20 protein-coding genes are annotated in these 20,956 nt (G+C 70.9%); 8 read left to right on the top strand and 12 right to left on the bottom strand.

Features of this window, described 5'->3' with window-relative positions:
- Window positions 1-51: 51 nt before the first annotated feature.
- The gene (locus ACFSL4_RS25625; protein WP_381087446.1) at window positions 52-882 is read right to left on the bottom strand and encodes a hypothetical protein; all 831 of its coding nucleotides are present in this window, start codon (window positions 880-882) and stop codon (window positions 52-54) included.
- A 227-nt stretch (window positions 883-1,109) separates the two neighbouring features.
- Between ACFSL4_RS25625 and ACFSL4_RS25620 the strand changes: the two genes are divergently transcribed.
- The 5 genes from ACFSL4_RS25620 to cseC all read left to right on the top strand — a co-directional run bounded on the left by ACFSL4_RS25620 (window position 1,110) and on the right by cseC (window position 5,718).
- A complete protein-coding gene (locus ACFSL4_RS25620; protein WP_381087443.1) occupies window positions 1,110-2,081 on the top strand; it encodes an HhH-GPD family protein in 972 nt (323 codons plus the stop codon).
- A gap of 393 nt (window positions 2,082-2,474) precedes the next feature.
- Window positions 2,475-3,014, top strand: a complete 540-nt coding sequence (locus tag ACFSL4_RS25615) for a SigE family RNA polymerase sigma factor (RefSeq protein ID WP_381087441.1) — start codon at window positions 2,475-2,477, stop codon at window positions 3,012-3,014.
- A complete protein-coding gene (locus tag ACFSL4_RS25610; RefSeq protein ID WP_381087438.1) occupies window positions 3,002-3,655 on the top strand; it encodes a hypothetical protein in 654 nt (217 codons plus the stop codon). The genes ACFSL4_RS25615 and ACFSL4_RS25610 overlap by 13 nt, the downstream gene beginning before the upstream one ends.
- A 9-nt stretch (window positions 3,656-3,664) precedes the next feature.
- Complete coding sequence (gene cseB / locus ACFSL4_RS25605) at window positions 3,665-4,369, top strand: two-component system response regulator CseB (RefSeq protein WP_381087435.1); 705 nt, start codon at window positions 3,665-3,667, stop codon at window positions 4,367-4,369.
- A gap of 8 nt (window positions 4,370-4,377) precedes the next feature.
- On the top strand, window positions 4,378-5,718 hold the full coding sequence (gene cseC, locus ACFSL4_RS25600) for a two-component system sensor histidine kinase CseC (protein WP_381087432.1): 1,341 nt from the start codon (window positions 4,378-4,380) through the stop codon (window positions 5,716-5,718).
- Between the two features lie 140 nt (window positions 5,719-5,858).
- Here the strand turns inward: cseC and ACFSL4_RS25595 are convergent, their stop codons facing one another.
- The 3 genes from ACFSL4_RS25595 to ACFSL4_RS25585 form a co-directional block, all read right to left on the bottom strand.
- Window positions 5,859-6,302, bottom strand: a complete 444-nt coding sequence (locus ACFSL4_RS25595) for a VOC family protein (protein WP_381087429.1) — start codon at window positions 6,300-6,302, stop codon at window positions 5,859-5,861.
- Window positions 6,303-6,361: 59 nt separating this feature from the next.
- Complete coding sequence (locus ACFSL4_RS25590) at window positions 6,362-6,796, bottom strand: helix-turn-helix transcriptional regulator (RefSeq protein ID WP_381087426.1); 435 nt, start codon at window positions 6,794-6,796, stop codon at window positions 6,362-6,364.
- Window positions 6,797-6,929: 133 nt separating this feature from the next.
- Window positions 6,930-8,513, bottom strand: coding sequence for an MDR family MFS transporter (locus tag ACFSL4_RS25585; RefSeq protein WP_381087424.1), 1,584 nt, complete (start codon window positions 8,511-8,513; stop codon window positions 6,930-6,932).
- Window positions 8,514-8,696: 183 nt separating this feature from the next.
- Here ACFSL4_RS25585 and ACFSL4_RS25580 point away from each other — a divergent pair, with 183 nt between their 5' ends.
- Both ACFSL4_RS25580 and ACFSL4_RS25575 read left to right on the top strand, forming a co-directional pair.
- Window positions 8,697-9,290 (top strand): TetR/AcrR family transcriptional regulator, encoded by a 594-nt coding sequence (locus tag ACFSL4_RS25580; protein ID WP_381087456.1) that lies wholly within the window; start codon window positions 8,697-8,699, stop codon window positions 9,288-9,290.
- 62 nt (window positions 9,291-9,352) lie between these two features.
- Window positions 9,353-12,469 (top strand): NACHT domain-containing protein, encoded by a 3,117-nt coding sequence (locus ACFSL4_RS25575; protein WP_381087421.1) that lies wholly within the window; start codon window positions 9,353-9,355, stop codon window positions 12,467-12,469.
- Between the two features lie 72 nt (window positions 12,470-12,541).
- On the opposite strand, the gene ACFSL4_RS25570 is transcribed toward ACFSL4_RS25575, so the two are convergent.
- A complete protein-coding gene (locus tag ACFSL4_RS25570) occupies window positions 12,542-15,067 on the bottom strand; it encodes an ATP-dependent Clp protease ATP-binding subunit (RefSeq protein ID WP_381087418.1) in 2,526 nt (841 codons plus the stop codon).
- A 430-nt stretch (window positions 15,068-15,497) separates the two neighbouring features.
- Between ACFSL4_RS25570 and ACFSL4_RS25565 the strand changes: the two genes are divergently transcribed.
- The gene (locus ACFSL4_RS25565) at window positions 15,498-16,151 is read left to right on the top strand and encodes an SCO3374 family protein (protein WP_381087415.1); all 654 of its coding nucleotides are present in this window, start codon (window positions 15,498-15,500) and stop codon (window positions 16,149-16,151) included.
- On the opposite strand, the gene ACFSL4_RS25560 is transcribed toward ACFSL4_RS25565, so the two are convergent.
- The 7 genes from ACFSL4_RS25560 to nadC all read right to left on the bottom strand — a co-directional run bounded on the left by ACFSL4_RS25560 (window position 16,130) and on the right by nadC (window position 20,953).
- Window positions 16,130-16,468 carry a histone-like nucleoid-structuring protein Lsr2 gene (locus ACFSL4_RS25560; RefSeq protein WP_381087412.1) on the bottom strand — a complete coding sequence of 113 codons (339 nt, stop codon included), beginning with the start codon at window positions 16,466-16,468 and terminating at the stop codon, window positions 16,130-16,132. The genes ACFSL4_RS25565 and ACFSL4_RS25560 overlap by 22 nt on opposite strands.
- Before the next feature lie 251 nt (window positions 16,469-16,719).
- Window positions 16,720-17,253 carry an amino-acid N-acetyltransferase gene (locus ACFSL4_RS25555; protein WP_381087409.1) on the bottom strand — a complete coding sequence of 178 codons (534 nt, stop codon included), beginning with the start codon at window positions 17,251-17,253 and terminating at the stop codon, window positions 16,720-16,722.
- 52 nt (window positions 17,254-17,305) lie between these two features.
- The gene (locus ACFSL4_RS25550) at window positions 17,306-17,833 is read right to left on the bottom strand and encodes a BlaI/MecI/CopY family transcriptional regulator (RefSeq protein ID WP_381087406.1); all 528 of its coding nucleotides are present in this window, start codon (window positions 17,831-17,833) and stop codon (window positions 17,306-17,308) included.
- Between the two features lie 209 nt (window positions 17,834-18,042).
- Window positions 18,043-18,219, bottom strand: coding sequence for a hypothetical protein (locus tag ACFSL4_RS25545; protein ID WP_381087403.1), 177 nt, complete (start codon window positions 18,217-18,219; stop codon window positions 18,043-18,045).
- 127 nt (window positions 18,220-18,346) lie between these two features.
- Window positions 18,347-19,006 carry a hypothetical protein gene (locus ACFSL4_RS25540; protein ID WP_381087400.1) on the bottom strand — a complete coding sequence of 220 codons (660 nt, stop codon included), beginning with the start codon at window positions 19,004-19,006 and terminating at the stop codon, window positions 18,347-18,349.
- A gap of 154 nt (window positions 19,007-19,160) precedes the next feature.
- Complete coding sequence (locus ACFSL4_RS25535; RefSeq protein ID WP_381087397.1) at window positions 19,161-19,958, bottom strand: type III pantothenate kinase; 798 nt, start codon at window positions 19,956-19,958, stop codon at window positions 19,161-19,163.
- 8 nt (window positions 19,959-19,966) lie between these two features.
- The gene (gene nadC / locus ACFSL4_RS25530; RefSeq protein WP_381087394.1) at window positions 19,967-20,953 is read right to left on the bottom strand and encodes a carboxylating nicotinate-nucleotide diphosphorylase; all 987 of its coding nucleotides are present in this window, start codon (window positions 20,951-20,953) and stop codon (window positions 19,967-19,969) included.
- Window positions 20,954-20,956: the final 3 nt, after the last annotated feature.

Raw genomic sequence — 20,956 nt, 5'->3', positions numbered from 1 at the left:
CCCCGCGCGCAGGCGATCTACCAAACTCCTGATCCGAACTCCAGACAGGACCTAGTCCTTCGACAGCACGAACGAGGTCTGGGCCTTCGGGAAACCGGGGGCCTTCGCCTCCACCAGGTACGTGCCCGCCGACGCCGAAACCGCCGGAGGCGTCGCGCAGTTCGGGGCGCTCGGCCTGCGGTCCCACGTCACCGTGTATGTGGCACGGTCGTTCGCGGGCACGAGGAACAGCACGCTCCCCGCACCGCTCGGGCAGTCGGCGGAGGACCAGAAGGGGCTGTCGCCGCCGGTCTGAGTGATCGTCACCACGGCTTTCTTCGGGCCGAGATCGACCTTGCAGTCACTGCCGGACGCGTTCTTCGCGACCAGCTGGACAGTGGGGGTTTGTCCGGGCGCGTAGGTGTTGCGGACGCTCTGCAGTATCAACTGCACAGCGCCTGATGTGCAGTTGGGCAGCGAGGATCCTGACCCGGCGGGCAGTTGCCGACCGCCGCCGGTGCCCCCGCTGCCGCCGTCACCGCCCGAGCCGCTGTCCGCCCCGCCGGAGCCGCTGTCCGCCCCGTCCGAGCCGCTGTCCGCCCCGCCCGAGCCGTCGGACCCCGGCGCGCCGGACGACCCCGAACCGTCTCCGCCGCCCGACTCATCGCGCCCGCCCGGGTGTTGGCTTATCGCGGGCCCCGTACCGGACGGCCCCGGAGTGATCGACGAAGTGGGGTGCTTCCCGTCGGAACCGCTCGCCTTGCTCTTCCCGCCGCCCCCCGAAGAGGTGACCATCCACACGGCGAAGAGCGCCGACACGACGACGACGGACAGCAGCACGGCCCTCCGTCGCCAGTAGATGGAGGAGGGAAGCGGCCCGACCGGATTGCGCAGAGATCCCACGGCGCAAACTGTACGAGAGATCGGGGAGCCGCCTCGCCCCACCCGCCACCCCCGCCCCCAACTTTTCCGGATCATCATCCCGCGTGGGCCGCGCCCGCCGCCGCCCGCGGTGGGCCGAGGGGCCTCCAGCCGCGCCCCACCGGAGGCGACGGCCCACCGACACAAGCACCGCGCCCCGAGCCGATCCCCCACCCGCCCACCCCTCACGTGGCAGGATCGGGATCGTCATGACTGCACCCATCACCCCCACCGCACCCGCACCCGCACCCACTCCCACGACCGCCCGCACCCCCGCCCAGGCCGACGCCCCCGCCGGCCGGGACCCGGGCAGGGCCCTGCACGCCCCGGTCATCACCTGGTTCGACGAGCACGCCCGCGATCTGCCCTGGCGGCGTCCCGAGGCCGGCCCCTGGGGCGTGATGGTCAGTGAGTTCATGCTGCAGCAGACGCCGGTCAACCGCGTTCTGCCCGTCTACGAGCAGTGGCTGGCCCGCTGGCCGCGCCCCGCCGACCTCGCCAAGGAACCCCCCGGCGAGGCGGTCCGCGCCTGGGGCCGCCTGGGCTATCCGCGCCGCGCACTGCGCCTGCACGGCGCCGCGGTCGCCATAACGGAGCGGCACGGCGGGGACGTACCCACCGATCACGCCCAGTTGCTCGCCCTGCCGGGCATCGGCGAGTACACGGCCGCGGCCGTCGCGTCCTTCGCGTACGGGCAGCGGCACGCGGTCCTCGACACCAATGTGCGCCGGGTCCTCGCCCGTGCGGTCACCGGGCTGCAGTACCCGCCCAACGCCACCACCGCCGCCGAGCGCAAGCTGGCCCGCGCGCTGCTGCCCGAGGACGAGCGCACGGCCTCCCGCTGGGCCGCCGCCTCCATGGAGCTGGGCGCGCTGATCTGCACCGCGAAGAACGAGAGCTGCCACCGCTGCCCGATCGCCGCGCAGTGCGCCTGGCAGCTCGCCGGGAAGCCGCGGCACGACGGCCCGCCCCGCCGGGGCCAGACGTACGCGGGAACGGACCGTCAGGTGCGCGGCCGGCTCCTGGCGGTGCTGCGGGAGGCCGTGGGCCCGGTCCCCCAGACGGTCCTCGACCGGGTGTGGGACGAGCCGGTACAGCGGGCCCGCGCCCTCGACGGGCTCGTCTCCGACGGCCTGGTGGAACCCCTCCCGGGCGGCCTCTACCGCCTTCCTCTCACCTGACGCCGGACGGCCCGGGCGCGACGCCGACCGCAGCGCCCGGGCCGTCCGCGCACGCCCCACGCACAGACGGCGCACAGCCCGCGGCAGGGCGAACCACAGACTCCGCCGTGTCACATCATGGCGTTACACAGCCACCCAGCCGACAAATCACCCTTGACCCCCACGAAATCCCGCTTGCCCTTACCCCGTTCCTACATCCGTTACACAACCGACGGACAGCCGAGCGCTGTCCGCAGGCTGCCTCGGACAACGCCGTGACAACCCGCCCGTAGCTTCATGTGCATGCCGCGGACGGCGCGGCACACGAGCTGACACACGGTTCGGCGAACCGGCGCCCGGCTGTTGACCGCGGTCGGCACACAGGTCGGGAAACGGGGAACGGAGGCGGTTGGAATGGCGCACGGCGAGGTGCTCGAATTCGAGGAGTACGTCCGCACCCGGCAGGACGCGCTGCTGCGCAGCGCGCGCCGGCTGGTCCCCGACCCGACCGACGCACAGGATCTGCTGCAGACCGCGCTGGTGCGCACGTACGGCCGCTGGGACGGCATCGCGGACAAGCGCCTGGCGGACGCCTATCTGCGCCGCGTGATGATCAACACCCGCACCGAGTGGTGGCGGGCCCGCAAACTGGAGGAAGTCCCCACCGAGCAACTGCCCGACGCCTCCGTCGAGGACTCGGCCGAGCAGCACGCCGACCGCGCGCTGCTGATGGACGTCCTGAAGGTTCTCGCTCCGAAACAGCGCAGTGTCGTCGTGCTGCGACACTGGGAGCAGATGTCCACGGAGGAGACGGCCGCCGCCCTCGGCATGTCGGCCGGAACGGTCAAGAGCACGCTGCACCGGGCGCTCGCCCGGCTCCGGGAGGAGCTGAAGGCGCGCGACCTGGACGCACGCGCGCTGGAGCGTGAGGAGCGGGAGCGTTGCGCGGCCTAGGCACGGGGACCATACGGCCCGGGGGAGCCCCCAAGGCGGCGGTGGCGGCGGTGGCCGCGATCGCCGCTCTCGGCCTTCTGCTGTCCGCCTGCGCCACCGGCGGCACGGGTGCGCGGGACGAGGGTCCCGCGGGCAGCGACCCGGTGGTCGCCGCCTCACCCTCCCCCTCCCCCACCACCAAGGAACCCACGCGGCTGGACGTGATCAAACTCGTCAAGGCCGATCCCGCGGTCTCGCGCGCGGTCAAGGCGGACCTGAAGCCGTGCGTGGCCGACGAGTACCCGGTCGACGTGTCCTACGGCGACCTGACCGGCGGCTCCGTGAACGACATCCTGGTGAACGTGATGACCTGCAGCGACGCGGTCGGTGTGGGGGCGTACGTGTACCGGATGAAGGACCACAGATACCAGAATGTGTTCAAGGCCGAGTTGCCGCCGGTCTACGCGGAGATAGACCGCGGTGATCTGGTGGTGACCCAGCAGTTGTACGAGAAGGGCGACCCGCTGTCGTATCCCTCCGTCGAGGAAGTGATCACCTACGGCTGGCGGACGGGCCACTTCACGGAGGTCTCCCCCCGAACGCGCAACGAGTACAGCAACACGGTGGGCAACGGCGGCACAACCGCCCCGAGCAGGGACTGAGAACGGCGGATGGCAGAGCAGACCCACGTCCTGTTCGTCGAGGACGACGACGTCATCCGCGAGGCCACCCAGCTCGCGCTGGAGCGGAACGGCTTCGCGGTCACCGCCCGGCCCGACGGGCTGTCGGGCCTGGAGGCTTTCCGTGCCGACCGCCCCGACATCGCCCTACTGGACGTGATGGTGCCCGGCCTGGACGGGGTGAGCCTGTGCCGCCGTATCCGGGACGAGTCGACCGTTCCCGTGATCATGCTGTCCGCGCGCGCCGACTCGATCGACGTGGTGCTCGGCCTGGAGGCGGGCGCCGACGACTATGTGACCAAGCCGTTCGACGGTGCCGTGCTGGTCGCACGCATCCGTGCGGTGCTGCGCCGCTTCGGCCACGCGGGCAGCGGCGACCGGGCCGCCCGGAACGCGTCCCCGGTGGACGGCGGCGTGCTCACCTTCGGCGAGCTGGAGGTGGACACCGAGGGCATGGAGGTACGGCGATCGGGGCAGCCGGTGGCGCTCACACCGACCGAGATGCGGCTGCTGCTGGAGTTCTCGTCGGCCCCGGGCACGGTACTGTCCCGTGACAAGCTGCTGGAACGCGTGTGGGACTACGGCTGGGGCGGTGACACCCGCGTCGTCGACGTCCATGTGCAGCGGCTGCGCACGAAGATCGGCCAGGACCGGATCGAGACGGTCCGCGGCTTCGGCTACAAGTTGAAGGCCTGAGCAGGCGCATGCGGGGGATTCTCAAACGCCTGGTCCCGGACGACGCCATACGGACGGGCCTGCGGTGGAAGCTCAGCGCGGCGATCGCCCTGGTCGGCGCGCTGGTCGCGATAGCGCTGAGCCTGGTCGTGCACAACGCGGCCCGTGTGTCGATGCTCGACAATTCGCGCGACCTCGCCATCGAGCGCCTCCAGGTGGCCCAGCGGATGTACGAGTCCGGGCGCACCCAGACCCTCGGGGTGAAGGTCGACGACCCGGCCATCCCGCGTGACCTGCTGCAGAAGGTCATGGACGGCCGGCGTGCCACCTTCGTGTCCGAGGGCGCGCAGGGGGTGCCGGACATCTGGGCGGCCGTACCGCTCAAGGACGGCAGGGTGCTGTCCCTGCACACCCGTTTCACGGACCGCAGCGCGGATGTGATGAAGGACCTCGACCAGGCGCTGGTCATCGGTTCGATCGCGGTCGTGCTCGGCGGCTCGGCGCTCGGCGTGCTGATCGGCGGGCAGTTGTCGCGGCGGCTGCGCAAGGCCGCGGCCGCGGCGAACCGGGTCGCGAAGGGCGAGGCCGACGTCCGCGTACGGGACTCGATCGGCGGCCTCGTGCGCGACGAGACCGACGACCTGGCGCGCGCGGTGGACGCGATGGCGGACGCGCTGCAGCAGCGCCTGGAGGCGGAGCGCCGGGTGACGGCGGACATCGCGCACGAGCTGCGAACCCCGGTCACGGGCCTGCTCACGGCGGCGGAACTGCTGCCGCCGGGCCGCCCCACCGAACTGGTGCTGGACCGTGCGAAGGCCATGCGCACGCTGGTGGAGGACGTCCTGGAGGTGGCCCGCCTGGACAGCGCCTCCGAACGGGCGGAGCTTCAGGACATCCTGCTCGGTGAGTTCGTCACCCGGCGGGTGGCCGCGAAGGACGCGGACGTCGAGGTCCGGGTGATCCACGAATCGGAGGTCACCACGGACCCGCGCCGCCTGGAGCGGGTGCTGTTCAACCTGCTGGCGAACGCGGCACGGCACGGCAAGCCGCCGATCGAGGTGTCCGTCGAGGGCCGGGTGATCCGGGTACGGGACCACGGCCCCGGTTTCCCCGAGGAGTTGCTGGCCGACGGCCCGAGCCGCTTCCGCACCGGCAGCTCGGACCGCTCGGGTCACGGCCACGGCCTGGGCCTGACCATCGCGGCCGGCCAGGCCCGGGTGCTGGGCGCGCGGCTGACGTTCCGCAATGTGCGGTCGGCCGGGGCACCGGAGCACGTGCCGGCCGAGGGTGCGGTCGCCGTGCTGTGGCTTCCGGAGCACGCACCGACGAACACGGGGAGCTTCCCGATGCTGCCGCTGTCGGGCGGCTGACCCGCGGCGGGGCGTGGAGCAGCGCCCCGAAGGGGCGCGGGCATCCGCGCGACCGGCCTCCCCCCAAGCTCTCAACCGCGTTCGGGCAGGGGCAGCCCCATCGCACCCTCAGGTGGCGTACCGGACGTCCAGCGGGGTGCTCAGGCCCAGTCCTTGTCCGGGTCCAGGCCGCCCTCCCGCCGCTGGGTGAAGGAGAACCAGTTGCCGGAGTCGTCGCGGAAGAGCGCCTCGGTGCCGTAGGGGCGCTCCTGCGGCTCCTGGAGGAACTCCACGCCGCGGTCCCTGAGCCTCTTGCGGTCCCCGTGGACGTCGTCGGTGACCAGCACGCCGGCGCCGAGGATCCTCTTGGCCACGAGCGTCTTCATCATCCCGGCGGACTCGGGGTCCATCGCGGGCGGGCCGGGCACCATGAGTGTCAGCTCGACATCGGGCTGGTCCGGGACGCCGACCGTGAGCCAGCGCATGCCGCCCTCCCCCATGGTCATGTCGGTGCGGACCTCCAGGCCCAGCTTCTGCGTGTAGAAGTCCTTGGCCCGGTCCTGGTCGAGGACCCAGACGGTCGTGATGGCGAGCCCCTTGATCATGGCGTTTCTCCCGAATGTGCGGGGTGACGCGTGCGCTGCCACGGCAGGCAGCGGGAGCGTCAGCGCGCTTCTCTGGAATTGCTCTGTCGCCCCCGGTCCGCGCCGGGCCGGAACCCGCCCGCCCAGAGCATCGCGTAGCACCCGGGGATGAGAGCGGAGCCGCGGCCCACATGCCGGGCCCTGTACGCGGTCGGGGTGAGCTTGGTCCAGGACTTGAAGCGCGCCGAGAAGGTACCGAGGCTGCTGAAGCCCACGAGGTGGCAGATCTCGGTCACGGAGAGGTTCGCGGTCCGCAGGAGGTCCTCGGCCCGCTCGATCCGCCGGTGTGTCAGATACTGGCCGGGCGTCTCGCCGTACGCCGCCTTGAAGGCCCGTATGAAGTGGAAGCGGGAGTATCCGGCGTGCGCGGCCACGGCGTCGAGATCGAGTCCCGGGTCCGCCCAGTCCCGGTCCATCGCGTCCTTCGCCAGCCGCAGTTGCCGCGTCCTGTCCACGCCCGGATGCTGGCACAGGCCACTGACATCGCACCGCGGCAAACGACCGCGCCCCGTCGTGGACGTGCGCGGACATGCGAAGGCCCCCGGGGCGGACACTCCGGGGGCCTTCTTTGGGCCGGGGTCGTGCGCGTCAGGCGGCCTCTGCAACCGTCGGCTGCGCGTCCGCGGCGTCCCCAGCCGCGTCCCCGGCCTGCTTCTGCGGCCCCGCCCCACGCAGCGGGACCTCCTTCACGAACACCGCGGCCAGCAGCGCCGCCACGGCCACCCCCGAGCCCAGCAGGAAGGCAGCGTGCGTGCCCGCCGAGACCGCGTACTGGTACGCCTCCCGGGCCGCCGCCGGCAGCTTCTGCAGGCTCTTCGCGTCCAGTTGTGCGGACTGCTCGGTGATCTTCGAGCCGAGGACGCCCGCCCGCTGGGCCATCACGTGCTGCACCCGGTCGTTGAACAGGGCTCCCATGATCGCGACGCCGAAGGACGAGCCGAGGGTCCGGGCGAGGGTCGCGGTCGACGAGGCGACACCCATTTCCTGCATCTCGACGCTGTTCTGCGCCACCAGCATGGTGATCTGCATCAGGCAGCCCATGCCGGCGCCCAGGACGGCCATGTACACACCCGAGGTGAGCCGGCTCGTCCCCGTGTCCATCTGCGCGAGCAGGAACAGGCCCACGATCATCAGCACGGTTCCGACCAGCGGGAAGACCTTGTACCGGCCGCTGTTGGTGGTGACCCGGCCCGCGATCATCGACACGACGAGCATCGCGCCGAGCATCGGCAGGAGCAGCAGCCCGGAGTTGGTCGCCGAGGCGCCCTGCACCGACTGCTGGTACAGCGGCAGGAACAGCACCGCGCCGAACATCACGAACCCGGTGATGAAGCCGATCGCCGACATCAGCGAGAAGTTGCGGCTGCGGAAGATGTGCAGCGGCACGACCGGCTCGGCGGCCCTGGTCTGCCAGAACACGAACCCGACGAGCGCGGCGGCCCCGATCCCGATCAGCTCCATGATCCGTGCCGAGGTCCAGGGGTACTCGGTCCCGCCCCAGGTGGTGACCAGCACGATCGAGGTGATGCCGACGGTCAGCAGGCCGGCGCCGAGATAGTCGATCCGGGTCTCGGAGCGCTTCTTCGGCAGGTGCAGTACGGCGCTGATGGCGAGCAGGGCGACTATGCCGAGCGGCAGGTTGATGTAGAACGCCCAGCGCCAGCCCCAGTGGTCGGTGATGGTGCCGCCGACCAACGGGCCGCCGATCATCGCGAGCGCCATGACGGCGGCCATCATGCCCTGGTACTTGCCGCGCTCCCGCGGCGGGATCAGATCGCCGATGATGGCCATGACGCCGACCATCAGGCCGCCGGCGCCGAGACCCTGGATGGCGCGGAAGCCGATGAGCTCCCCCATGTTCTGGGCCATGCCGCTGAGCGCCGATCCGATCAGGAAGATCGCTATCGAGGTCATGAAGGCGCCCTTGCGGCCGTACATGTCGCCGAGCTTGCCCCACAGCGGGGTGGATGCCGCGGTCGCGAGGGTGTACGCGGTCACCACCCACGACAGGTGCTGGAGGCCTCCGAGCTCGCCGACGATCGTCGGCATCGCGGTGCCGACGATCATGTTGTCGAGCATCGCGAGCAGCATCGCGATCATGAGCGCGAGCAGGACGACCCGCACGCTCCGTGGCTGTTTCCCGCTCCCCGCTGGTGCCGTACCGTCCGCCATGCTCCCACTCCCCTAGGTACTGCGCGCCGCCCCGGCCACTTACCTGCCGCCCGGCTAGTTGACTACACTGGGGAAAGTAGCCCCGTAACTAGCCGGTCGTCAAGTAAGTTTCGCGGGCTCGCCGGTCGGCCGGCAGACAGGTTTTCCGGGAGTGCGAGGAGTACGAGGATGAGCGGGACCGCCATGGACGGCACCAAGCGGCAGCGACGCGGAAACACCCGCCAGCGCATCCAGGACGTGGCACTCGCCCTCTTCGCCGAGCAGGGCTACGAGAAGACCTCGCTGCGCGAGATCGCCGAGCGCCTGGACGTCACCAAGGCCGCCCTCTACTACCACTTCAAGACCAAGGAAGAGATCCTGGTCAGCATCTTCGAGGACCTGTCCCGTCCGATCGACGAGCTGATCGAGTGGGGCAAGGCCCAGCCGCGCACCCGCGACACCAAGCGCGAGGTGCTGCGCCGCTACGGCGACGCGCTGACCGGCGCGGCCCCGCTGTTCCGCTTCATGCAGGAGAACCAGGCGACGATCCGCGAACTGAGCATCGGCAACAGGTTCAAGGACCGCATGCTTCAGATGCGCGACATCATCAGGGACCCGGACGCGTCCCTCACCGACCAGGTCCGCTGCGTCAGCGCGCTGTTCACCATGCACGCCGGGATGTTCGCCCTCCAGGACGTCGAGGGCGACCCCGAGGACAAGCGCAAGGCGGTCCTGGAGGTCGCGATCGACCTGGTCACCCAGGCGCACGCGGGCCCGTCACCGGCGGCGAACGCGTGACCATAGGCTGAGCGAGACACAAACACCGGCTGAAACACCCACCATGCCCTCGGGGGAGCGACATGGATCCAGCGGTCATAGGCGTCAAGGTGGCCTCCAGCGTGGCCACTCCGCTCGTGAGGCGGCTCTTCGTCACGGACGGGCCCGGTGCCGGGCTCGTCGAGAAGCCGGTGCGCATCTCGGAGTTCGTCTCCTTCCGGGGCGAGAAGCACGCCCTGACCGAGAAGGAACTCACGAAGCTCGCTGCCGGACTGGTCAAACGGGCCGTCGCCGGGGACGGCGAACGCCCGCTGCCCGAGGACGAGACGCCCGCGGTCGTCCTCGCCCTCGCCACCACCCTGCGCGCCCTGGGTGACCTCGACATGACCGATGTGCAGGCCGTGCAGCTGGGCCACGAGGCCCTCGCCCGGCGACTGCGGGCCGCGAGCGGAGACCCCGGCCGCCATCTCTCCCCGGACGCCGCCCTGTTCCACGAGCGCATCCTCGGCATCGCCTGCCTGCACATCCTGCACTTCTTCACCCAGCGCTCCGCCTTTGTCCCCCGCACCCTCGTCGAACAGACCCGCCGACAGGCCGAACTCATCGCCAGGGTCGACGAGTTGATCGCCCGGACCCCGCCGGCCGGAGGCACCGACCCCGCCTTCGAGCAGCGCTATCTCGCCTACGTCACCACCAGGTACCGGCACCTGACCATCTACGGCATCGACCTCGTCGACTCCCCGGACCGCTGGCCCCTCGACGCCGCCTACCTCAGCCTGCAGGCGCTGCGCCCCGACGAGGAGAGCACCGCGGGAATCGCCACCGCCGCCACCGCGCTCCCCGCCGACCAGGCCCTCGCCGGCCACGACCGGGTCCTGCTGCGCGGGGTCGCCGGCTCCGGCAAGACCACGCTGGTGCAGTGGCTCGCCGTGACGGCGGCCCGCGGGCGGCGCGGCGACCGGATCCCATTCGTCCTGCCCCTGCGCACGCTGGTACGCCGTCCCGGCGGCCTCCCGGCACCCGACGGCTTCCTCGACGCCGTACGCGTCCCGTTCCACGCCACCCAGCCGCCCGGCTGGGCCGACCGCGTCCTCACCCCCGGCCGTGGGCTCCTCCTCGTCGACGGCATCGACGAGATACCCGAGCGCGAACGGGAACGCACCCGGCGCTGGCTGCGCGACCTGCTCGACGTCTACCCCGGCAACCAGTGGCTGGTGACCTCCCGCCCCTCCGCCGTGCGCGCGGACTGGCTCGCCCCGGACGGGTTCGCCGAACTCGCTCTCGCCCCCATGAACCGCGACGACGTCACCGCGTTCATCCGCCGCTGGCACACCGCCGCCCGCGTCGACGCACCGGACACCGAGCGCCTCGACGACTACGAACGCTCGCTCCTGGACGCCGTGGCCACCAAGCCGGACCTCGGCCGCCTCGCCACCAACCCCCTGATGTGCGGGCTGATCTGCGCCCTGCACCGGGACCGGCGGGGGTATCTGCCGCAGGAGAGGCAGGGGTTGTACGAGGCGGCCCTGTCCATGCTCCTCTCGCGCCGGGACCGGGAGCGCGACATGTACGAGCCGCAGGACGGGATCCACCTGACGGAACCCCCGCAGATCCAGCTGCTGCAGCGGCTCGCCTACTGGCTGATCCGCAACTACCTGTCGGAGATGGACCGCGAGCGCGCCGAACGGATCATCGCCGATGCCCTGCCGTCCGTTCCGGCGGCCGCCGCGCAGGGCGACGCGCCCACGATCCTGCGCCATCTCCTCGTCCGCAGCGGGGTGCTGCGCGAGCCCGCCGCGGGCACCGTCGAGTTCGTGCACCGCACCTTCCAGGACTATCTGGGCGCCAAGGCCGCGGTCGAGAGCGGCGACTTCGGACTGCTGACGTCGAACGCCGCCGACGAGCAGTGGTCGGACGTCGTCCGCATGGCCATCGCACACGCCCGCCCCCAAGAACGCGCCGAGATCCTCAGGGCCCTGGAGTCCCGGGCCGCCAGGTCCTCACCCGCCGAGAGCGCCCGCATCCGGCTGCTCGCCTTCGCCGGTCTGGAGCACGCGACCGAACTCGACCCCGGGGTCCGGGCGGGCGTCGAGCGGGCGGCGGCCGGGCTGATTCCGCCGCGGACCACGGACGAGGCCCGGGCCCTCGCCGAGGTCGGCCCCCTCGTCCTGGAGCTGCTGCCCGGCCCGGAGGGACTCACGGACGCCGAAGCCCGGGCGGTCGTCGCCACCGCCTCCCTGATCGGCACGGACGCCGCCGTGCCCCTACTGGCCCGCTTCCGCTCCCATCACGCCCTGCCGGTACGGGCACAGCTGACGTGGACCTGGCACCGGTTCGACACCGAGCGGTACGCCGAGGAGGTGATCGCGCATCTGCCTCCCGAGGACCTCTACTTCACGGCGCACTCGGCGGCGGAGCTCCGTGCCCTGCGGGCGCTGGGCGGGCGGCCGTGGCTTCAGCTCGTCGGCGACATCGCCGCCGCCGACATCCATGCGGGGCTCCTGCCCGACCAACTCGGCAAACTCGTCGTACGTGACAACCGCGCCCTGGAGGACCTGCGCGTCCTGTCGGACCAGGGCAGGCTCACCTATCTGGACATCAGCGGCTTCAGATCGCGGCTGACCGACCTGACGCCGCTCGCCGCGCTGCCCCTCACCTGGCTGTCGCTTGACGGCATGCCCGGCCTGGAACGCCCCGGCGCCCTGGCCCCGCTCGGCGCGTCGGCCACCCTGGACTCCCTCGACATCGGGATCCGCCTGCACGGCGAGTCCCTGGACGAGGCACTGCCCGGCGGGCTGCCCCTGACATACCTGCGGTTCACCAAGAACGCCCTCCAGGTCACCGGACTGCGCGGCCTGCGGCACCTGCACACCGTGCGGACGCTGAGTCTCGCCTCGCTTCCCCGCAAGCTCACCGGGCGGGACTTCGAGGAGATCACCGCCATGCCCGCGCTGGAGCACCTGCGGCTCGACTGGCGGGCCACAGGGTGGGAGGACGGCCCCGTTCTGCCCCATGTCACCCGGTTGCGCCTGAACAAGTTCACCGGGAACGAGGACCTGGCCAGGCTGTCCACGCTCTTTCCCGGACTGCGTACGGTCTCCCTCCACATGGCACCGGACGCGCCCGACGTGCCGGAGGACGTACTCGCCCTTCTTCCGGTCCCGCCCGTCATCGAGCGGACCAGCAGCGTCGTCCTGTGACCACGGCGAAGGGGCTGCCCCGGGACCGAGGTCCCGGGGCAGCCCCTTCCGTTCAGGCCCAGCGCCGAGCGCTTACGCCTCCTTGCTCAGGTTCGGACCGGCGCCGCCGGCCGCCTGCTCGATCGGCGGGACGTCGGGCAGCGCCGACTTCTCCTCGCCGCGGAAGGTGAAGGTCTTGGCGTCGCCTTCGCCCTCCGTGTCGACGACCACGATGTGGCCGGGACGCAGCTCCCCGAAGAGAATCTTCTCGGACAGCGTGTCCTCGATCTCGCGCTGGATCGTGCGGCGCAGCGGCCGGGCGCCCAGCACCGGGTCGTAGCCCTTCTTGGCCAGCAGCTCCTTCGCGGACTGGGCGAGCTCGATGCCCATGTCCCGGTCCTTCAGGCGCTCGTCCACCTTGCTGATCATCAGGTCGACGATCCGCAGGATGTCCTCCTGCGTGAGCTGCGGGAAGACCACCACGTCGTCGACGCGGTTGAGGAACTCGGGCCGGAAGTGCTGCTTCAGCTCGTCCGAGACCTTGTTCTTCATGCGCTCGTAGTTGGTCTTCGTGTCGCCCGCGGCGGCGAAGCCCAGGTTGAAGCCCTTGGAGATGTCCCGGGTGCCGAGGTTGGTCGTCATGATGATGACCGTGTTCTTGAAGTCCACGACCCGGCCCTGGGAGTCGGTCAGGCGACCGTCCTCCAGGATCTGCAGCAGCGAGTTGAAGATGTCCGGGTGGGCCTTCTCGACCTCGTCGAACAGGACCACCGAGAACGGCTTGCGGCGCACCTTCTCCGTCAGCTGGCCGCCCTCCTCGTAGCCCACGTACCCGGGCGGGGAACCGAAGAGGCGCGAGACCGTGTGCTTCTCGCTGAACTCCGACATGTCGAGGGAGATCAGCGCGTCCTCGTCGCCGAACAGGAACTCCGCCAGCGCCTTGGACAACTCGGTCTTACCGACACCGGACGGGCCCGCGAAGATGAACGAGCCACCCGGACGCTTCGGGTCCTTCAGGCCCGCGCGCGTACGGCGGATCGCCTTCGACAGCGCCTTGACGGCGTCGTTCTGGCCGATGACCCGCTTGTGCAGTTCCTCTTCCATACGGAGCAGGCGGCTGGACTCCTCCTCGGTCAGCTTGAAGACCGGGATGCCGGTGGCCGTGGCCAGGACCTCGGCGATCAGATCGCCGTCGACCTCGGCGACGACGTCCATGTCGCCGGCCTTCCACTCCTTCTCCCGCTTGGCCTTCGCGGCCAGCAGCTGCTTCTCCTTGTCACGGAGGGAAGCCGCCTTCTCGAAGTCCTGGGAGTCGATCGCGGACTCCTTGTCCCGGCGGACACCCGCGATCTTCTCGTCGAACTCGCGGAGGTCCGGCGGCGCGGTCATCCGGCGGATGCGCATCCGGGAACCGGCCTCGTCGATCAGGTCGATCGCCTTGTCCGGCAGGAAGCGGTCGGAGATGTAGCGGTCGGCCAGGGTGGCGGCCTGGACCAGGGCCTCGTCCGTGATGGAGACGCGGTGGTGCGCCTCGTAGCGGTCGCGCAGGCCCTTGAGGATCTCGATGGTGTGCGGCAGGGACGGCTCCGCGACCTGGATCGGCTGGAAGCGGCGCTCCAGGGCCGCGTCCTTCTCCAGGTGCTTGCGGTACTCGTCGAGCGTGGTGGCGCCGATGGTCTGCAGCTCACCGCGGGCCAGCATCGGCTTCAGGATGGAGGCCGCGTCGATGGCGCCCTCGGCGGCACCCGCACCGACCAGCGTGTGCAGCTCGTCGATGAACAGGATGATGTCGCCGCGGGTGCGGATCTCCTTGAGCACCTTCTTCAGGCGCTCCTCGAAGTCACCGCGGTACCGGGAGCCGGCGACCAGCGCGCCCAGGTCGAGGGTGTAGAGGTGCTTGTCCTTGAGGGTCTCGGGCACCTCGCCCTTGACGATCGCCTGTGCCAGGCCCTCGACGACCGCCGTCTTGCCGACGCCGGGCTCGCCGATGAGGACCGGGTTGTTCTTGGTGCGGCGGGACAGCACCTGCATGACCCGCTCGATCTCCTTCTCGCGCCCGATCACCGGGTCGAGCTTGGACTCACGGGCGGCCTGGGTCAGGTTCCGGCCGAACTGGTCCAGGACGAGAGAGGTCGAGGGCGTGCCCTCGGCCGGGCCGCCCGCGGTGGCGGTCTCCTTGCCCTGGTAGCCCGACAGCAGCTGGATGACCTGCTGGCGGACGCGGTTGAGGTCTGCGCCCAGCTTGACGAGGACCTGGGCGGCGACGCCCTCGCCCTCGCGGATCAGGCCGAGCAGGATGTGCTCCGTGCCGATGTAGTTGTGGCCCAGCTGAAGAGCCTCGCGGAGCGACAGCTCCAGGACCTTCTTGGCACGGGGGGTGAAGGGGATGTGGCCCGAGGGCGCCTGCTGGCCCTGGCCGATGATCTCCTCCACCTGCTGGCGGACCGCCTCGAGCGAAATCCCGAGGCTCTCCAGGGCCTTAGCGGCGACACCCTCACCCTCGTGGATCAGGCCCAGGAGGATGTGCTCGGTGCCGATGTAGTTGTGGTTGAGCATCCGGGCTTCTTCCTGAGCCAGGACGACAACCCGCCGCGCGCGGTCGGTGAACCTCTCGAACATCGTTAATCGCTCCTCAGAGCGGTCAGGCAGTAAGGGGACGCTCCCCTCCCTGTCCTTCCGCAGCTTAGTCCCGCAAGCGGGGACCGCTCATTCCAACTGCCGACACCGTCCTTGGCCTCCTGACCCCGAACGCCGACATCTGCTCCAACCCGATGGTGCGAGACGATGTTCCCGCAGGCCAGGCAGATACCCCACTCGCCAGTACGCCTGTGGCGAACGTGAGACAGCCCTTCCCGCGCGACGCCCCCTCCCACTAGGGATGTCTTACCCGTACGCACGGACACTCCATGCCGCGCACACCGGTTCCCTCCGCTACGGGCGAACATCCTTGCGCCGCCGTACACCCCCACACGCCCCCCTTTCCGGCACTCAACGCGGCCATTCCACCACATAGCGTAACTCTCGCTCCGTCCCGGCTGTTGCTCCTGGCATGGTCTCCACAGTGCCCCCTCCCCGACAGCCGTTCGACCCGGGGGACGCGGGCGACGCGGGCGACCCGGGCGACGGGGTGCGCCGGTGGTACGAGAACGAGCTGGGCTGGGCGACGGTGCCCGGAGAGCCGGTGCGGCTGGCGACGGGCCTGCGCTTCGACGTGCTGGAGGCCCCCGCGGAGGCCGGTTCGGCCGCCTTGCGGCATCTGGCGCCCGGCTCCCCGGTGGCCCTGTGCGGCGGGCGCATGCGGCTGCTGGTGGCCGCGGGCAGCGCGGAGGAGCTGCCGGGGCTGCTCGACTGGCTTGAGTGGGGCGGCGTGCCCCTGGATCTCACGGCGATCGGGGCGGGCCGGTGCGTCGAGGCACCGCCGCCTCCGGGATGGGCCGCGGGCGGCGGGGTGCCTGCCGGCCGGCGGGCCGGCACCCCGGGATCCAGGCCACTCCCCCTGGGCCGGAGTGTCTCACAGGGGGCCGCCGTCTGGCTGCGGCCCCCCGAGCCGGGGTGCGAGGTCGAACTCCTGCTGCCGGCACTGTCGGCCTTGGGGGGCGGTGGGGGCGCCCCCGATCTGGTACGGCTGGTCGACACGATGGCAACGCAGTGCCACCGGGTCCGGCTGCGGCGCGCGTGCGCTCAGCCGTTCGCCTTCTCGTAGGCCTCGCGGATGGACGCCGGAACACGGCCACGGTCGTTGACCTCGAGACCGTTCTCCTTCGCCCAGGCGCGGATCTGCGCGGTGTCCTGGCTGCCCCCGGAAGCGGCGGCGCGGGCCTTGCCACGCCCGCCGGCCGCACGGCCTCCGGTACGACGACCGCCCTTCACATAGGGGTCGAGAAGGCCGCGGAGCTTGTCCGCGTTCGCGGTCGTGAGATCGATCTCATACGTCTTGCCGTCCAGCGCGAACGTCACGGTCTCGTCCGCCTCGCCGCCGTCGAGGTCGTCGACAAGAAGGACCTGAACCTTCTGTGCCACCGGATTTCCTTTCATCCATAACTTCAGGGCCGAGGGTCCGCGGCCTGTGCCGCTTGTTTCGCGTCCCCTGTTATATGCAGTACTGCAGTACGTCGGAAAGCAAACCGCTTTTGCTGGAAAAACACAAACCCCCCGGAGAGACCGACCGGCGTCCGGGAGACCAGAAACATGCGCGTTTCGGACATAGGGAACGTGGGCAACGGTCTCCGGTGTGAAGCACGGCCGAATAGTCCCGCACGATCCCTTGGCGATCACAGATGCAGAAGCATCCGACTGTTGCCCAAGGTGTTCGGTTTCACTCGTTCGAGACCGAGGAACTCCGCCACGCCCTCGTCATAGGAACGCATCAGCTCGGCGTAGACATCGGTGTCCACCGGCGTCTCGCCGATCTCGACGAAGCCGTGCTTCCCGAAGAAGTCCACTTCGAAGGTCAGGCAGAAAACGCGGCGAACGCCGAGCCAGCGGGCGGTCTGCAGCAACTTCTCCAGCAACTGGTGCCCGACGCCGAGCCCCTTGGCCTCGGGCACCACCGCGAGAGTGCGGACTTCCGCCAGGTCTTCCCACATGACGTGCAGGGCGCCGCAGCCCATGACCTCGCCGTTGTCGTCACGTTCCGCCACCCAGAACTCCTGGATGTCCTCGTAAAGCGTGACGGTCGCTTTGTCGAGCAGGATGCCGCGCCGGACGTAGGCGTCGAGGAGGCGGCGCACCGCCGGGACATCGCTCGTCCTGGCCCGTCGGACAGTGATGGCTTTTGCGGTGACTTCGGGGCTCTCTGCTGGCATGAGCGGACGCTATCGCCCGGGGCCGCCCCCGGCCGAGGCGGGGCTCTTCTCGTCACACATCTCCGCGGGCTTCTCCCCCTGGGGTCGGCCCGGGCTTCTCGGCGCCGTTCCCGCCGTGGTTCTCTGCGGGGTTCCCGCTCTCTGCGGGGTTCCCGCCGCCCTTCCCGCCCGGACGACCGGGGCCTGCGGAGGATTCGGGGGATTCGACGTCGGGCGCGGTCGCGGTTTCGGTCCGCCCGCGCTCCTGGAGGCTCTCGGGGCCTTGCACGACGCGCATGGCGTCCCGCAGCGCCTGTCGCTGTTCGTCGCTCATCATGCCGAAGAAGGCGACGAGCGCGGCGGCCGGGTTGTCGCTCTGCGACCAGGCTTCGTTCATCAGCGCGGCCGCATAGGCGGCGCGGGTGGAGACGGCCTCATATCGATAGGCCCGGCCTTCCGCCTCCCGGCGGACCCAGCCCTTCTGGTGGAGATTGTCCAGGACGGTCATCACCGTCGTGTACGCGATGGACCGCTCCTGCTGGAGATCTTCGAGGACTTCTCGGACAGTCACCGGGCGGTTCCACTTCCACACTCGCGTCATGACCGCGTCTTCGAGTTCTCCCAATGGGCGAGGCACACCAAGCAGAATAGTAGGAGATGTCCCCAATGACTCAACAGACGTGCACTTAAGCCGCGAATAACCGCAAAAAGGGCGTACGACTCAAAAGACACATGGGTCGCAGGCCGAGGCGGGACACCCGGCCCCGCGGAGGGCGGGGCACCCGCGGACCCCGTCGAGGGCGGCCCGGCTCAGCCCTCGGCGTCCTTGACGGCCTGGGGGGCACCCGGGCGGGCGAGGGCCGCGTCGACGACCGCGTCCTCCTTGGCCTTGTTGGCACCGCCCTGGGTCTTCACGATCACCCTGATCAGCCCGATGAAGAACACGGCCATGACGACCGGGGGCAGAAGTGCGGAGACGTAGTCCATGCGTCCAGAGTAGCCAGGGCCCGCCCGATGGATCCCGGTCGGGTGGGCCTTACCGGACAGGGGACGGTACGGGGGGGTGCGGCCGGTGCCGCGGACGGGTCCGGCACGGCGGCCGGCGGCGGCGCCGTCAGCCCGCGGCCAGCCGCTGCCGGGAGTGCGGGGCCGGAGGGCCGGGTTTGCGCTTGGGCGGGAAGACCTCGCCCGGGGTCGGGATGGGGCGCGAGGGCCGCGGGTTCTGCGGCTCGCGGCGGGGGGCGGGCTTCTGGGGCTTCTCCTCCGGCTTGCCGGCCGGCTTGCGGGCCGGCTTCTCGGTGGGGTTCTCCGCGCTCGCGCGGCCGCCCGGCAGCGCCGTGAGCCGGGCCCGCGAGGCGGGGATCACGGCCGGCCGGGGGGTGAGGCGAGGGCGTGCGTCGCGTGCGACGAGGTCGCGGCACCGGTCGAGCAGGGCGGCGGCGGCCGGGGTGTCGCGCAGGGTGCGCAGGGCGCTGAGGTCGTCCGGGGCGGGGCGGTGGCCGGCGCGCAGAGCGTCCTCCAGGAGGGCCAGGTAGCCGGTGGCGGCGCCGGGAAGGGCTGCCCGGTAGCGTGCGAGGTCGGACAGCAGGAAGGCCCTCAGGCGGGCGCCCTCGCGCATCGCCTCGTCGACGGACTCGGCTAGGCGGAGGCAGTCCTGGACGTCCTCGGCGGAGGCGGTACGGGGCTGGAGGGCGAGGGCGAGGGCGCGGCGGAGCACGTGCAGCTCCTCCGCACCGAACGCCAGGCCGCCGCGGGATCCGTGTGGCGTGGGCATGCGGTGACGCTACCGCTAATCGGACAAAACCGACATACCCGGGTGTCGTGTCGCTTCCCGGTTCCCTCACCTGGAGGCGACGTGCGCCTTTTCGCCATTGGAGTGTCGGCCCGAGAGTGTCGGCCCGGCGGCCGCGGCAGCGGGCGGATGCCCGTCACATGCGCGACGCGTTCCGCTCGTAGACCAGGCGCAGACCGATCAGGGTCAGCCACGGCTCGTGTTCGTCGATCACGGAGGACTCGCCCAGGACCATCGGGGCCAGACCGCCCGTCGCGATGACCGTCACGTCGTCCGGGTCGTCCGCCAGCTCGCGGGCCATGCGCCCGACCACCCCGTCGACCTGGCCCGCGAAGCCGTACACGATGCCCGCCTGCATCGCCTCGACCGTGTTCTTGCCGATCACGGCCCGCGGTCGGGCCAGCTCGATCTTGCGGAGCTGGGCGCCGCGCACCCCGAGGGCCTCGACCGAGATCTCGATGCCGGGGGCGATCACACCGCCCGCGTACTCGCCGCGCGCCGAGACGGCGTCGAAGGTCGTCGCCGTGCCGAAGTCCACGACGATCGCGGGGCCCCCGTAGAGCTCGACCGCCGCCACCGCGTTGATGATGCGGTCGGCGCCGACCTCCTTCGGATTGTCCATCAGGATCGGGACGCCGGTCTTGATGCCGGGCTCCACCAGGACCGCGGGGACATCGCCGTAATAGCGGCGGGTGACCTCGCGCAGCTCGTGCAGGACGGAGGGGACCGTCGAGCAGATCGCGATGCCGTCGATGCCGTCGCCCAGTTCCTCGCCGAGCAGCGGATGCATGCCCATCAGTCCCTGGAGGAGCACCGCCATCTCGTCCGCGGTGCGGCGCGCGTCCGTGGAGATGCGCCAGTGCTCGACGATCTCGTCGCCGTCGAACAGGCCGAGGACGGTGTGCGTGTTGCCTACGTCGATGGTCAGCAGCATGGCCCTACCTACTCCGCCGCTCGCAGGTCCAGGCCGATGTCCAGGATCGGCGAGGAGTGCGTCAGCGCCCCGACCGCCAGGAAGTCGACACCCGTGTCCGCGTACGCCTTCGCGTTCTGAAGGGTCAGCCGGCCCGATGCCTCCAGGAGGGCGCGGCCGCCGACGACGGCCACCGCCTCCTCGCACTCGCCCGGCGTGAAGTTGTCCAGCAGGATCAGGTCCGCGCCCGCGTCCACGACCTCGCGCAGCTGGTGCAGGGTGTCGACCTCGACCTCGACCGGCACGTCCGGGAACATCTCGCGGACCGCCGTGAACGCCTGCGCCACACCGCCGGCCGACACCACGTGGTTGTCCTTCACCAGCGCCGCGTCCGACAGGGACATGCGGTGGTTGACGCCGCCGCCGCAGCGGACCGCGAACTTCTCCAGGGACCGCAGGCCCGGCGTCGTCTTGCGGGTGTCCCGTACCCGCGCCCTGGTGCCCTCCAGGGCGTTCGCCCACGCGCGCGTGGCGGTCGCGATGCCGGACAGCCGGCACAGGAGGTTCAGCGCGCTGCGCTCCGCGGTGAGCAGGTCGCGGGTGCGGGTCGTCACGGTCAGGAGCTTCTGGCCCGCCTCGACCCGGTCGCCGTCGTCCACATGGCGCTCGACCTCGAACTCGTCCGTGCAGACCACCGAGACGACCGCCTCGGCGACCCTGAGGCCCGCCACCACGCCCGCCTCGCGCGCGACGAAGTCGCCGGTCGCGACGGCGTCCTCGGGGATCGTCGCGACCGTGGTCACATCGACGCCGTGGGCCAGGTCCTCCTGGACGGCGACGTTGGCGATGTCCTCGACCTCCACGGGGTCGAGCCCGGCATCGGCCAGGAGCCCGGCGAGCGCGGGGTCGAGCCCGCACTCCATGTACTCGCCGTACTCGTCAAAGGCGCCCTCGGCCCCGCAGGCACAGCCGTCGCCGCAGCCGCCGGAGGCGAGGGGAAGGTCGGGGTTGGTCACGTC

Source organism: Streptomyces caeni, assembly GCF_042678285.1.
In the GTDB taxonomy this organism is placed as follows: domain Bacteria; phylum Actinomycetota; class Actinomycetes; order Streptomycetales; family Streptomycetaceae; genus Streptomyces; species Streptomyces caeni.
This window is presented reverse-complemented; position numbering and strand designations above follow the sequence as displayed.

Coding starts and splice junctions, on each gene's coding strand:
- ACFSL4_RS25550 (WP_381087406.1), bottom strand. CDS start 17,833: ATGACGCGAGTGTGGAAGTGGAACCGCCCGGTGACTGTCCGAGAAGTC.
- ACFSL4_RS25540 (WP_381087400.1), bottom strand. CDS start 19,006: ATGCCCACGCCACACGGATCCCGCGGCGGCCTGGCGTTCGGTGCGGAG.
- cseB (WP_381087435.1), top strand. CDS start 3,665: ATGGCAGAGCAGACCCACGTCCTGTTCGTCGAGGACGACGACGTCATC.
- ACFSL4_RS25595 (WP_381087429.1), bottom strand. CDS start 6,302: ATGATCAAGGGGCTCGCCATCACGACCGTCTGGGTCCTCGACCAGGAC.
- ACFSL4_RS25545 (WP_381087403.1), bottom strand. CDS start 18,219: ATGGACTACGTCTCCGCACTTCTGCCCCCGGTCGTCATGGCCGTGTTC.
- ACFSL4_RS25615 (WP_381087441.1), top strand. CDS start 2,475: ATGGCGCACGGCGAGGTGCTCGAATTCGAGGAGTACGTCCGCACCCGG.
- ACFSL4_RS25620 (WP_381087443.1), top strand. CDS start 1,110: ATGACTGCACCCATCACCCCCACCGCACCCGCACCCGCACCCACTCCC.
- ACFSL4_RS25585 (WP_381087424.1), bottom strand. CDS start 8,513: ATGGCGGACGGTACGGCACCAGCGGGGAGCGGGAAACAGCCACGGAGC.
- ACFSL4_RS25575 (WP_381087421.1), top strand. CDS start 9,353: ATGGATCCAGCGGTCATAGGCGTCAAGGTGGCCTCCAGCGTGGCCACT.
- ACFSL4_RS25580 (WP_381087456.1), top strand. CDS start 8,697: ATGGACGGCACCAAGCGGCAGCGACGCGGAAACACCCGCCAGCGCATC.
- ACFSL4_RS25535 (WP_381087397.1), bottom strand. CDS start 19,958: ATGCTGCTGACCATCGACGTAGGCAACACGCACACCGTCCTCGGCCTG.
- ACFSL4_RS25570 (WP_381087418.1), bottom strand. CDS start 15,067: ATGTTCGAGAGGTTCACCGACCGCGCGCGGCGGGTTGTCGTCCTGGCT.
- cseC (WP_381087432.1), top strand. CDS start 4,378: ATGCGGGGGATTCTCAAACGCCTGGTCCCGGACGACGCCATACGGACG.
- ACFSL4_RS25555 (WP_381087409.1), bottom strand. CDS start 17,253: ATGCCAGCAGAGAGCCCCGAAGTCACCGCAAAAGCCATCACTGTCCGA.
- ACFSL4_RS25565 (WP_381087415.1), top strand. CDS start 15,498: ATGGTCTCCACAGTGCCCCCTCCCCGACAGCCGTTCGACCCGGGGGAC.